Raw genomic sequence first — 13,558 nt, 5'->3', positions numbered from 1 at the left:
TAATTTTTAGTGATGTTTACGTCTTTCCTCAATTTCTTTATACTCTGCCAAGCTCAGCTCTTTTTCAATTCCTTCGTTAAAAGGAGATTTAGTGCTCACTTTTTCTTGTAGTACCTGAAAAACAATAAACAGCGAAGGAATAACGAATAGTCCAAATATGGTACCGATAAGCATTCCGCCAACAGCACCTGTACCAATAGATTTATTGCCCGAAGCGCCCACTCCGCTCGAGAACATGAGCGGCATCAATCCAAATATGAAGGCAAAAGAGGTCATTAAGATTGGCCTCAACCTAGCGGTTGCCCCCTCAATGGCAGCGTCTACAATAGACATACCTTTTCGTCTCCTATCTATGGCATATTCTACGATTAAAATGGCATTTTTTGCCAGTAATCCTACCAACATAATCAGTGTAATCTGGGTATAAATGTTGTTGTCGATACCGAAGATTTTATCAAATATAAATACGCCTGCTAAACCAATGGGTAAAGAGAAAAGCACCGAGAGTGGTAAAATGTAGCTTTCATATTGCGCAGCAAGTAAAAAGAAGACAAACACAATACAAAGCATAAAAATAAATACGGTTTGGCTACCACCAGCAATTTCTTCCCTAGAAAGCCCAGAAAATTCGTACCCATATCCAGCGGGCAGATATTTTGCTGCTTCTTGCTGGATAGCGGCCAACGCATCGCCAGTACTGTAGCCGGCATTTGGTGCGCCTTGTATAGAAATAGATGTGAATAAATTAAACCTAGAAATTGCCTGAGGGCCATAAACGGGTGTTAATGTTATAAATTCACTTATGGGCGCCATTGTGCCCGCGGCGTTACGCACGTATATGGAGTTTAGACTTTCTTTGTTGGCTCTAAATTTTGCATCCGCTTGATAAATTACGCGAAACTGTTTTCCAAATTTGTTGAAATTTGAAGCATACACACCTCCATAATATCCTTGAAGTACACTAAGCACGTCATTTACTTTTAAGTTTGCCTGTTTCACCTTGGCCACGTTTACGTCTATCTGATACTGCGGGAAATTGATGTTGAACGAAGTTGTGGCATATTGGATTTCTGGTCTTTTATTTAGGGCTTCTATAAACCGATTGCCAACGGCGCTAAATTGCGAAATCTCACCTCCCGTTTTATCCTGTAACTCGAAAGAAAAGCCAGCATTGTTTCCAAAACCAGAAATGGTTGGGGGAGCAAAAAAGATGATTTTCGCACCTTTTATAGAAGCTGTTTTTGCAAACAATTCGCCGATAATGGCTTTTACATCTCGTTTTCTATCATCCCAGTTTTTTAATCGTCCAATAACCATTCCGTAAGAACTCCCTGATCCGCTAATAAAGCTTCGACCGACAATTTTTAAGGTTGTTTGAATTTCTGGTATCTGGCGGACTACAGAATCTACTTGGGCAATAAGCTTTGCGGTTTCTTCTTTCGAAGTTCCAGGAGCGAGGGAAATATCTGAAAATACGGTGCCTAAATCTTCTGCTGGCACGAAACCCTTTGGCGTTATGTTCATTAGAAGAACCAGAAGCCCCGAAAATAAAACTATTCCTAGGCCAACAATCCACTTTTTTCTAGCAAGAAACCCTATAGATTTCTTATACTTAGAAGTTACGCTATCGAAAGAAGTATTAAAAGCTACATAAAACCTGTTTACAAAAGTTTTCTTCTCATACTTATCTTCTCCGTGCGGCTTTAGAAACAAGGCGCAAAGCGCGGGGCTTAAAGTAAGTGCATTTACCGCAGAAATAATAATGGCAATTGCCAATGTTAAACCAAACTGCTTGTAGAAAACGCCAGAAGAGCCTTGGATAAAGCTTACCGGAATAAATACCGCAGCCATAACCAGCGTTATGGAAATAATGGCGCCACTTATTTCACCCATAGCGTCTATAGATGCTTTTTTGGCATCTTTATAGCCTTCATCTAGCTTCGCATGGACGGCCTCGACGACTACGATGGCGTCATCTACCACGATACCAATAGCAAGAACCAGTGCAAAAAGCGTTAACAGGTTAATGGTAAAGCCAAACAGGCCCAAAAAGAAAAAAGTACCAATAATGGCCACCGGAACACTAATTGCAGGAATCAGCGTTGATCTAAAATCTTGCAAAAAGATAAAGACCACTAAAAACACTAAGATAAATGCTTCTATCAAGGTATGCACAACCTTATCTATGGAAGCCCCTAAAAAATCGTTAACATTGATAAGCGTGGTGTAATGTACACCTTTAGGGAAACTTTCTTGCGCTTTATCCAATGCTGCGATAGAGTTGTCTATGACCTCTTTTGCATTAGATCCCGCGGTTTGGTTTATGGCTATACCCAATGCCGGCTTGCCATCTAGCTCTACGGTACTGGCATAACTTTGAGCTCCAAGCTCAATTCTGGCAATGTCGCTTAAACGCAAGATATTGCCTTTTGTATCGCTTTTTATAATGATGTTGCTGAACTGCTGCTCGTCTTTTAAACGCCCGGTATATTTTAAGGTGTATTGAAAAGCCTGGTCGCCTTCTTCTCCAAATTGTCCTGGTGCCGCTTCGATGTTTTGCTCTGCCAAAGCTGCATTTACATCGCTCGGAATAAGTCCATAGCTGGCCATTACATCTGGCTTAAGCCAAATACGCATGGTATAATCTAGTGACCCAAAGGCACTGGCATCGCCTACGCCATTTATCCTTTTAATTTCGGGAATAATGTTAATGTTGGCGTAATTTTGCAAAAACTTTTGATCGTAGGATGGGTCGTCGCTATAGATACCAAAAATAAGTACGTTACTGGCTTGGGCTTTTGCTGTAATAACTCCAGCTCTGGTAACCTCTGCTGGCAAAAGACTCGTTGCTCTGGCCACCCTGTTTTGAACATTCACAGCCGCAATGTCTGGATTGGTACCTAGCTTGAAGTTTACGGTGATGGTTGCAGAACCATCGTTATTTGCAGAAGAAGTCATGTAAGTCATGTCTTCTACCCCATTTATAGCTTCTTCTAACGGTACTACAACGCTGCTAAGCACTACGTCTGCGTTAGCCCCAGAATAGGCGGCCGATACACGTACCGTAGGGGGAGCAATTTCTGGATATTGGGTAACTGGTAAAGTGCTCAGACCCAAAATACCGAGTATTACGATGATGATGGAAATAACGGTAGAGAGTACTGGCCTTTCTATAAATTGCTTGAACATGTTTTTTTTTTAGTATTGCTATCCGCGTTTTTAAGCCTTATTCGTTAATCTCTTTGTAAACAGAGTCTGCGCTTTTTTCTTGTGGCTTTATCTTTGTTCCATCTTTCAATCCTTGAAAGCCCTCAACCACAATTTTCTGCCCAGGTTTTAAGCCTTTGGTAACCACATAGAATTTACCTTTGGTTAAATCCATAATCTCTATTTCGGTGCTTATTACTTTAGCAGAATCGCCAAGTACATAAACAAATTTTTTGCCCTGCAAGTCTACCGTCGATTTTTGGGGGATTAACAAAGCGCTATCTATCTTTGTTGGAATTCGAACCAATGCACTTCCTCCACTTTTAAGCAAAGCTGTTGGATTTGAAAAAGTAGCCCTTAAACTCGCAGAACCAGTACTTGTATTTAGCTGGCTATTGATAGATTCAATATGCCCCTGTTTATCAAAAACACTCCCATCGGCGAGCACCAGGCTTACTGGAGGAATGTTTTTCATCTGCTCCTTTAATGTATTTCCCTTATAGGTTTTAGAAAAATCTAACAATTGTTTTTCATTTAAAGAGAAATAGGCGTACACTTTCGCCGTATTAGAAACCGTAGTTAAGGGCTGCGCACTGCTGCTACTTACAAGGCTTCCTGTTTTAAACGGAATACTTCCCACAATTCCTGCTACCGGACTTGTAATGTTAGTATAACCCAAATTTACCTTAGCATTGGCTAGCGCTGCCTTTGCTTGAGAAAGCGCAGCTTGTTTAGACTGGAGGGTAAGTTGTGCCGCATCTAATTCATATTTGCTTATGATATCTTTATCAACCAAAGGCTTGGTTTTATTTACCTGTAATTTCGCAGTATTTACATCGGCCTCGGCACTGCTAATTGACGCTGCCGCAGTTCTAACTTCTTGCTCGTATTGCGGCGCTTTTATCCTGAAAAGCAATTGTCCTTTTTTAACTACCGAACCTTCATCTACATAGATGTTTTCTATAAAGCCATCTACTTTAGGCCGTATTTCAATATCTTGAATACCTTCTATAGTAGCTGGATAGTCTGAGTTTAGCGTAGTGCTTTGTGGCTCAATCTGAATTACGGGATATGCTTGCGGTCCTGTTGGCGCGCCTGGTTTACCTCCGGCGCTCTTGTCTTTATTTCCGCAGGCCGATACCAGCGTGCCAGCAGTTAAAAGCATTAAAAGTGCATATTTTTGTTTCATATAAAGCTGTGTTTAGGTAATTCTAGTGTTAGATGCAAAGGTATCTTTAAAATTACTGGGCAAAAGTAAAACGTTTGATAGATGAAATCGTTATATTTTAGTCATTTAATCAATCGTTTGATTAACATAGGTGGCTAAAAAACTAACAAGCAGGCGTTCGTAGCTATATAGACCATGTTTTCCTTTTCCACCGCTAATTAATTCTTTGTAATTATTTTGAGACAAGCATTGCCCTTAACCAAAAAGATAAGGTAGCGCGCACCTTCGAATATAAAAAAAGGCGAATAACAACTATTAAATCACAAACTGGCCTTGGAATACAGCTTTGGCTGGGCCACATAAAAACACTCGCTCAAATTTTTCGCCATCGTAGCTAAATTTTATCTCCAGTTCGCCGCCAAGTGCCTTTATTTTCGTGGTTTGTTCCCCCAGCTGGTTTTTCAATTTCGCCATGGCGAGTGCTACAGCTGTTACACCCGTTCCGCAAGCAAAGGTTTCGTCTTCCACACCGCGTTCATAAGTTCTAACAAAATATCCGTCGGCTCTTTTTTCGACAAAATTTACGTTTATACCTTTTGACACAAATTGGGCGCTGTTTCTTATTTTTTTGCCCGCAGTGTACACATCAAAACTGTCTAAATTACTTTGCAAGATCACATAATGAGGAGAACCTGTATTTAATATATAGGCATCCTCAATTTGAGTAATGGTTTCAACATCAATCATTTGTAGGTTTACCCAATCTCCTTTATCTGCAATTTTGGCATAATGAGGCCCATCTACTGCCAAAAAGGTAGTTTCATGCTGTATCATTCCCAAATGCTTAGCAAAAGCTACGATGCACCTGCCTCCGTTCCCACACATACTGCCCAAATTTCCATCAGCATTGTAATATTTCATTTCAAAGTCATAATCTGCATGGGCATTTAATAGCATTAAGCCGTCTGCACCAATTCCAAATCGTCTATCGCAAATTAGGTTAACTTGCTCTTTGTCAATGCTAGTAATGGTGTCGTCTCTATTGTCTATCAATACAAAATCGTTTCCAGCACCTTGATATTTATAAAAGTTTAGGTTCATCATTTCTTCATTATTTACAACGATATTTAATCGATATGGAATTTTACCGAGCTAAAGCCTTGGTATTTAACATTATTTAACACCAAAGTAGTGCTTGTTTCTGCCAAATATCGTTAATATGGTATTAACTTTGAACTGCTGAGGGTAGAAATGTTTGATTTTTTAAACAGTTCAATACAAAACACAACATTTGCAAATTACTTATCACACAAAGAAACTTTGCATCGAGTACAATAGGCGGCAACTGCTGCACATTGTATTTCTTGTTAGTTTCAAATAATTAATCAATAAACAATGAAAAAAATACTTGGAATTTCAGTTTTAGCGGCACTTATTGGAGGTGCTGCAGCGCTTGGTGGATACAAGCTATTAGAGCGCAGTAAAAGCGCAGATACCATTTCTGGAAAACAGGAAGTGTATTTTGCAAACAACCCTTTAAAAATTTCATCATCTGGAGCCACAGACTTTACCGAGGCGGCGGCGGCGGTCGCGCCGGGTGTAGTGCATATTAGAACAACTTATGCGCCAAAGAAAAGCGATAATGGGAATTCTCAATCAGATTTCTTTAATGACTTTTTTGGCGGCGGCGGCGGCCGGCAAATGAAGGCAATGCCAAGCGCGGCTTCTGGTTCGGGCGTTATTATTAGCCCCGACGGCTATATTATGACAAACAACCACGTGGTAGAAAATGCCAGTAAAGTAGAGGTTATTCTAACAGATAGACGTAAAGTTGAGGCTAAAGTGGTTGGAAGAGATCCAAATACCGATTTGGCTTTAATTAAAGTTGATGAAAAAAACTTGCCCGTGGTAAAAATGGGTAATTCTGATAATGTAAAGGTTGGCGAATGGGTGTTGGCCGTTGGTTACCCCTTAGATTTAAATACCACCGTTACAGCAGGAATTGTGAGTGCCAAGAACCGAAGTATAGGCATTATTGGGCGCGAACAACAAGGCAACCAAATTACCGAGGAAGAATATCAAGAATACCTACGCACGGGCAAAAAGCCTCAAGCGGCTCCAAATGCAGGGATTGAAGCATTTATTCAAACAGATGCAGCCATTAACCCCGGAAATAGCGGTGGCGCATTAGTAAATGCTAGCGGAGAACTTATTGGTATAAACTCTGCCATTGCTTCACAAAGCGGGTACAACCAAGGTTACGGATTTGCCATACCGATTAACTTGGCTAGAAAAGTTGTAGACGACTTTATGAAATATGGTAAGGTTAAAAGGGGTTATATCGGCGTAAGCTTTGTGCCGTTAAGCGGTGATAACCCAGATTTTATAAAGACTGATGAAGTGAGTGGCCTATATGTAAGCGACGTGGTTAAAGATGGCGGCGCTGCCGCTGCGGGAATTAAAAAAGGAGATATTATTAAAGATGTTGATGGTAAAGTGATTCACGATTCACCAGATTTACAAGAAAAAGTAGGTAGGTTAAATCCTGGAGATAAGGTAAAATTGTCTATTTTAAGAGATGGTAAATTAAAAGATTTTACCGTGCAGCTTAAGGATGAATCTAGTTTGGGCATGACAGCCAAAAGCAACGCTGAAAGTAAAGGAATGGCCGTAGATAAATTAGGCGCCACATTTGCTCCAGCAAGTAAAGAACAAAAAACAAGTTTAGGAGTTGGTAATGGCGTAGTGGTAACCAATGTTGCACCGGGCAAATTGTTCGATAATGTGGGTATTACAAAGGGATTGGTGATTACCAAAGTAAACGGACAAATGGTTAATAGTGCAGAAGATGTGCAAAAAGCCTTGGGAAATACCAATAGAAATATGGTAAATATTTCTGGTATAACCAGTCAAGGAACTTTTAATTATAGTTTCCCTGTCCAATAGGCATAAAAAGAAGTCAATTTTTCTAAGCAGCGAGCATTCCTCGCTGCTTTTTTGTGCACAAGTATTCATTGAATTTGGCAGACCAGAATAAATTCATTCTATTATTTGGGCGTTACCCGGCCACGCATATCCCAACGCCCGCGTCGGTCTTTCCATTTCAATCTCTAACACAATTTTGCGGAAATTTTGCTTCTCGAGACTTCCATTTCCCGAGGTGGCTATAGCTCGGTATAATGTTACCCTGAACTCGTTTCAGGGTCTTTCATTCTATATCGAGCTTTTACAAGGAAGTATTCTGGCTGTGTGAGATTTCTCCCTCGCAGGCTGTCCGTTGAGGTTTAATATTTTTAATATAAATCAATATAAACGACGTCAATGGTAGCCTGTCGAAACATTGCAGAATCATTTGATTTTCCTTCGACAGGCCCAGGATGACAATCGATCTATTTTTGCCAACACTTTTTTATGGTTGTCACGTTGAGCCTCCCGAACGGTCGGGACAAGTAGTCGAAACGCGTAATTGGGAAGTTTGGAAATCGGGAGGTCAGAGATCAGAAATTTATCCTGCAAAAATAAATCTACACGCAAACAGCTTTCGTTTTCGGCTTTCGAGGAAGGTGACTAAATCGGAGGAAGATACTGAAACGACTTCAGCATGACCGAAACCCGGAGAGTCACCCTGAACTGGTTTCAGCGCCTTTTCGATAAACAAGTATGGATTAATCACACGCGACACGCGTGCGCTAGATTAGGAACCAAGAGCAAAGAGCGATTTGCCCAAAGTATAAACGCCAACTGCCAAATACTAAAAAAGCTCCTTGCAATTAGCAAGGAGCTTTAATGAAATTCTTTTTAATGGATACTACCAATATACGCTGTAAAGCGCAACCAACATGGCAATAATAATAAACGAGCCAATAGCAAAACTGGTAGATGTTTTGAACATCTTTCCATCGATCTCTAACCCGTTGGTAACTACACCTTTTTTGTGGTCGTAGATGCTAATGAAATACATACCTATAGAGCACACTGCAAAGACGATAACCATTCTATCCAAGAACGGGATTTCGAAAATGCCAGCTGGATTTGGAACCGCCCAGCCGATGCTGTACAAAGGAGATAGATCTACAAATCCTGGTAACAACTTTAAAATAACTGAAAGGATAAAACCTCCAATGGTTGCGAATAGTGCAGCATTTGACGTGGTTTTTTTCCAGAAAAAACCGTAGATAAACATGGCGAAAATACCCGGAGAAACAAAACCCGTATATTCTTGAATGTATTGGAAACCCTGTTTTCCTTCGCCCATTAAGGCATCGCCTAACATTAACGAAAGCAAAACCGCCAACATCATAGCAACTACAACAGTTACCTTACCAGTGTTTACTAAATTATTTTCTGATGCATCTCTGTTAAATGCCTTTTTATAAATGTCTAGCGTAAATATGGTTGCGATACTGTTTGCTTTTCCTGCTAACGAGGCAACAATAGCTGCGGTTAAGGCCGCAAATGATAAGCCTTTTAATCCGGCAGGAAGCAGTGTTAACAATGCCGGATAAGCTTTGTTAACATCTTGCACGCCAGTAGAGGTAAGCATATCGTTTGGATCTATACCGCTAACGTTATTTTTTACCATGTAGTAAACCGCAATACCCGGAATTACAACAATTAGAGGCATTAACATTTTTAAGAAAGCCGCAAACAAAAGACCTTTTCTAGCCACTGGCAACGATGCACCCAATGCTCTTTGGGTAATGTACTGGTTACAGCCCCAATAGTTTAGGTTAGCAATCCACATACCGCCAATCAGCACGCTCAGTCCGGGTAAATCTATATAATTGGGATTGTCTTTCTTAAATATTAAATGAAAGTGGTCTTTCGCCCCGGCATGAAGCATCGAAAATCCCTCTGTTATACCCTTACCGCCAGATATGAGATTTAACGCAATGTAAGTTGCAACCAGACCGCCTAATACCAAGAAAAACACTTGGATTACATCGGTATAGCCGATTACTTTCATTCCACCAAGGGTAATAAAAATAGCGAAAATGGCCAATGCCAAAATGCAAAATGTAATACTAATGCCAGAAATGCCGCTTATGGCCAATGCGCCCAAATACAGGATAGACATTAAATTTACTACAATGTACAACATCAACCAAAAAACAGCCATAATCATAGCTACTTTTTTGTTGTAACGCTCGCTGAGGAATTGCGGCATTGTAAAAATTTTGTTCTTTAGGTAAACGGGCATAAAAAATATACCTACCACAATAAGCGTTGCGGCCGACATCCATTCGTAAGCCGATATGGCCAGCCCAAGCTTAAAACCAGAACCACTCATGCCAATCATCTGTTCGGCAGAAATATTTGATGCAATTAAAGACGCGCCAATGGCCCACCAAGTAAGTGATCCCTCTGCTAGAAAGTAGTCTTTAGAGCCTGCATTTACCGTTTTTTTGCGATTATAAACGTACAGACCGTACGCAGAGACAATGATAAAATAGATAAAAAAAACAATGTAGTCTTTTGTATCTAGTAATTTATGGTTCATTTGTATAGATTAATATTGGTTTTCAGCGCTAAATGTAGGAAAATCATTAATCAAAATAACATGAATGTCAATTTTAATGTAAAAAAATTTCTTGTTTCATATAAAATAAGGAAAATAAGTGCCATATCTATTTAAAACTTGTTTTTGAATCCTGACAGCAAGCATTCCGACAGATGGTCTACCCGATATTTGAATACGCTCACAGCCCTTCTTATGTGTTTCTTTATCTTGGTGGGCTTGATTTGGGTATCGATATAATCCCCAATCTTGTAGTACCACATAAAAGCGATCATGGTCAACAAGATCAGTTTTTCCGACCTGTTCAGGGCGGACACATGGGTTTCCTCTATATCAAAGCTGCTCGATTTCATTGCTTTGAAAAGTGTTTTGATCTGCCAGCGCTGTCTGTAATAATCCAATGCCTGCTAGGGCTTGTTAAAAGAGACAAGTATAAGAAACTCCACCTTTCCGTCTATAACGGTCTTAATGCCAAAAAGATAGCAGAGCTGATTGTGCATCCTAACGATCAGTTCATCATGCGCAAGTTCGTTAACCTATTCTCTAATAGAATAATTATTAGTCTATTATAAAAATAATTATTAATATATTTTGCTCATTTTCAAGTGGTAATAAATTTTTACTTATGTTTTTTTTATCCTTAAATAGCGTTTAATTTAGCATTGCTGTTATTCCTATAAACTCCCCGTAAACTTCAATTTTATTCCAGACTGAAAACTAAGGATGGTCTTGAATATTTCTTTTAAGGTTACTTTCTCAATTTTTGTCAGTGAATCTAACTCAATAGAATTTTGAGGGGATTTATTGTCGTTGATAATTTGCTTCGCCTGGTTTTTTAAGCGTAACCCCATCAAGTAGTAATAAGATTGCATCAGCTCGTTAAATTGGGTTTCGTTAAAAACTTCTAAATCTCGCAGCGCCTTTAAGCGCTCGCCAGTATTCTCTTTTTTAAAGATTCGGTTTTGGAGCGCATACACGCGCACCAGGTCCACAATGGGTGTCATGGCTTTTTTAATGTCGAAGACCTCTTTTTCTTCTACCTTATAGGTTTTTATATTTTTAAAAAAGGTTAAAGGCGGCTCATATTGTAAGGCGTTTTTTGCAAGAAATACAAAAAACTTCTCGTTTGGCTTTTGCAGTTCCTCATCAACAAAAACCCTAAGCTCATCTATAATGGCCATCTCGCCATAAATCGCCCTACAATCAAACATGGTAGAAAATTTAATGGCCGATTCGGGAAGCGCATCATCGATCCAGCTTTTGTAATTTTTCTTCCAATGCGAAAGAGAGTGTGTCCATTCTGGGTTAGAAGCCATAAAATCTCCGGTGCAATATACAAACCCTATTTCGTTGAGTTTATCAGACACAAGAGAAGCAAACTTTAAAAAATATGCCCTAACCTCATCTCTCTGTTCGTTTGCCTTATCTTCATAAATAATGGCATTGTCTTGGTCTGTCTTTAGCGTTTGTTCTTTCCTCCCTTCGCTGCCCAAAACAATGTAAACAAACTTGGCTGGTGCATCACCTATTTCTTCAATTACCTCTTCGATCACTTTTAAAGAAATCGTATCGGCAATAACTGTAACTACTTCATTTACAATTTCTGCGTGCACACCTCGGCCAAGTAGCTGCGCAACAATTTGCGGCACTTTTTCCCATTTAGATTTTAGCTCTTTGGTATTTAATGCCAATTTAACCGATTGGATAAAAACCAATGGCGATTGCGCTTGTTCGCTTAACAGTCGGTTTCTGCTCAAAAAACCGATAAATTCACCTTCATCCTCAACTAATAAATACCTAATTTTTGTTCTAAACATCATTAAAACAGCTTCATAAACCAGGGCGGTTTTTGGTATGGATATAATATTTTCATCCATGACCGAGCTTATTGGGTCTGCGGCATTTCGTTGGAGCGCAATGACTTTATCCCTCAAGGTAATGTCTGTTACAAACCCAATAATTTTAGCCTCATTGTTTGTTACAAATAAACAACTTACTTTATGCTTTGCCATTTGAGCAGCGGCGAAGTAAATGGGCTGATGGATGGGGCAACTTACAATCTCTTTATAGTTTACCGCTTCTATTTTACGGCTATAAAGTTGCTCTGAGGCAATATAACTTTCTTCGAAAGTGGTGTGCTTTTTATAGAAATGAGCAAAATCTTCCTCCAACATTTTTATGCCGAAAAGGCTGATAAAGTGCTGAAAGAATGGCTCGTAAGCTAAGCAAAGCTGTCTAAATTCTTTTCGTGGAAGAAAAAGAGTTGTCGTGCCTTTTTTTGCGATGGTGGTTTTAAGTGATCGCTTTCTATTTAGCAAAATAGAGATTCCGCCGTAACAATAACCAATGTGGTGCAGTTCTAGGGCACGCTTCGCATCGGTGCTATCGTAAAAGAACGATTCGTATTCGCCGGAAAGAATAATATCTATCCCCTTCATCTTACTTTGCTCCTGCTGATAAATCAGCGTGTCTCTTTCGTAGGCTACCTCTTGAAGCATGGTTATAATGCTCAGCAACACATCGTCTGCTAGCAAGCTGAAAGGAAGAACCGTTTTTAAAAAGGTTAATTTATCGTTCATAGCATAGCAAAATTATAAGTAGTAAAAGAATAACGCCTAGCAAAACAAATGGCCACAGATAAATTTTAAAATCCTTATCGGCTTCATTTTGCTTAAGATCCAAAAGTTGATCGTCGATAATCTGGTCTGTCACTTCTCCACGCGCTATTAGCTCAAAAAAAATTTCCTTGGCTAGCTCGGCGTCGTTTATGGCATTGTGCAGGTTTTCGGCTTTTTTATCGAAAAGTGTTTTATAAAACCTGCCTAGTTTTAAATGGTTGAAATACGGATTGCGAACATGCTTGGCGCTGGCTTTCATGGTGCAAAACCTTGGGAGTTCCGCTATTGGGTTATCCATAGAGAGCCTAAAGAAAGCGGCATTGACCATGTGGATGTCGAGCTGGATAAAGTGGCCGACAACCAAAGGACGGTATTGATTCAGGTCGGCTGCAAGTTTTGTCATTACGCTTCTTTTATCCTCCCCGTTTTTTTCCAAAAATTCGGCTGTAATTTGGTGGGTTTTCTGAGCCGATTTCTGGATTTTGAAATTTACATTCTTAATGTAGTGATTTTCTCTTTTCAATTCGGTACCGTCGGCGCTGCAAATGATCCAAGCTATTTGAACCACATAAGGCCAACTTTTTGAACCATAAGGCGCTTGCCAGTTTTTAGGCAAACCCGAGGTTTCTGTATCAACAAATAGAAAAAAATCTTTCACCGATGCAAGTTAATGGTTTGCAGGCAAAGATTTAGGTGTTTAGAGTTTTTGATGTTGATGTGGGATAGCGGATACTTAATGTTGATTTGCAGTAGCAAATAGTTACAGTACTAAATAACACGATAATTATTTAAGAATTACTAGTCTTGGGAGTTGCTGGTAGATAGCCAAACTCGATTAAATCATTAAATTCCTTTATCACCCTTACATTATCAGTATTCATCAAAATAATCTTTGATGAAATATCCAATACGTTTCTATAATCGTGACCAGGAATCACAAAACTTTTATCTTTTGAATGGTTTTTAATAAGGTTTTTTAGCCTGTCACCAATTTGTTTTCGAACGCTATCAGCATGTAATCCGTTCATAACATAATCAGTATTAGCC

Annotated in this window: 9 protein-coding genes; 1 reads left to right on the top strand and 8 read right to left on the bottom strand. The window is 39.5% G+C overall.

Annotated elements, in window-relative coordinates; translation table 11 throughout:
- Window positions 1–6: 6 nt before the first annotated feature.
- From ABIB40_RS05645 to dapF, 3 genes are all read right to left on the bottom strand, one after another.
- Window positions 7–3,189 (bottom strand): efflux RND transporter permease subunit, encoded by a 3,183-nt coding sequence (locus ABIB40_RS05645; RefSeq protein WP_354356864.1) that lies wholly within the window; start codon window positions 3,187–3,189, stop codon window positions 7–9.
- Window positions 3,190–3,226: 37 nt separating this feature from the next.
- The gene (locus tag ABIB40_RS05640) at window positions 3,227–4,396 is read right to left on the bottom strand and encodes an efflux RND transporter periplasmic adaptor subunit (RefSeq protein ID WP_354356862.1); all 1,170 of its coding nucleotides are present in this window, start codon (window positions 4,394–4,396) and stop codon (window positions 3,227–3,229) included.
- 294 nt (window positions 4,397–4,690) lie between these two features.
- Window positions 4,691–5,476, bottom strand: coding sequence for a diaminopimelate epimerase (dapF, locus tag ABIB40_RS05635; RefSeq protein WP_354357038.1), 786 nt, complete (start codon window positions 5,474–5,476; stop codon window positions 4,691–4,693).
- A 294-nt stretch (window positions 5,477–5,770) separates the two neighbouring features.
- Between dapF and ABIB40_RS05630 the strand changes: the two genes are divergently transcribed.
- Window positions 5,771–7,321, top strand: coding sequence for a trypsin-like peptidase domain-containing protein (locus ABIB40_RS05630; RefSeq protein WP_354356860.1), 1,551 nt, complete (start codon window positions 5,771–5,773; stop codon window positions 7,319–7,321).
- An 862-nt stretch (window positions 7,322–8,183) separates the two neighbouring features.
- Here ABIB40_RS05630 and ABIB40_RS05625 read toward each other — a convergent pair.
- The 5 genes from ABIB40_RS05625 to ABIB40_RS05605 form a co-directional block, all read right to left on the bottom strand.
- Window positions 8,184–9,875, bottom strand: coding sequence for a sodium/sugar symporter (locus tag ABIB40_RS05625; RefSeq protein WP_354356858.1), 1,692 nt, complete (start codon window positions 9,873–9,875; stop codon window positions 8,184–8,186).
- A gap of 131 nt (window positions 9,876–10,006) precedes the next feature.
- Window positions 10,007–10,246: a hypothetical protein gene (locus ABIB40_RS05620; protein WP_354357036.1), complete on the bottom strand. Its 240-nt coding sequence runs from the start codon at window positions 10,244–10,246 to the stop codon at window positions 10,007–10,009.
- A gap of 321 nt (window positions 10,247–10,567) precedes the next feature.
- The gene (locus ABIB40_RS05615; RefSeq protein WP_354356856.1) at window positions 10,568–12,472 is read right to left on the bottom strand and encodes a DUF294 nucleotidyltransferase-like domain-containing protein; all 1,905 of its coding nucleotides are present in this window, start codon (window positions 12,470–12,472) and stop codon (window positions 10,568–10,570) included.
- Window positions 12,462–13,169 carry a 3'-5' exonuclease gene (locus tag ABIB40_RS05610; protein WP_354356854.1) on the bottom strand — a complete coding sequence of 236 codons (708 nt, stop codon included), beginning with the start codon at window positions 13,167–13,169 and terminating at the stop codon, window positions 12,462–12,464. The genes ABIB40_RS05615 and ABIB40_RS05610 overlap by 11 nt, the downstream gene beginning before the upstream one ends.
- A 130-nt stretch (window positions 13,170–13,299) precedes the next feature.
- On the bottom strand, window positions 13,300–13,539 hold the full coding sequence (locus ABIB40_RS05605) for a hypothetical protein (protein WP_354356852.1): 240 nt from the start codon (window positions 13,537–13,539) through the stop codon (window positions 13,300–13,302).
- Window positions 13,540–13,558: the final 19 nt, after the last annotated feature.

The organism is Pedobacter sp. UYP30, from assembly GCF_040547165.1.
Classification (GTDB): domain Bacteria; phylum Bacteroidota; class Bacteroidia; order Sphingobacteriales; family Sphingobacteriaceae; genus Pedobacter.
This window is presented reverse-complemented; position numbering and strand designations above follow the sequence as displayed.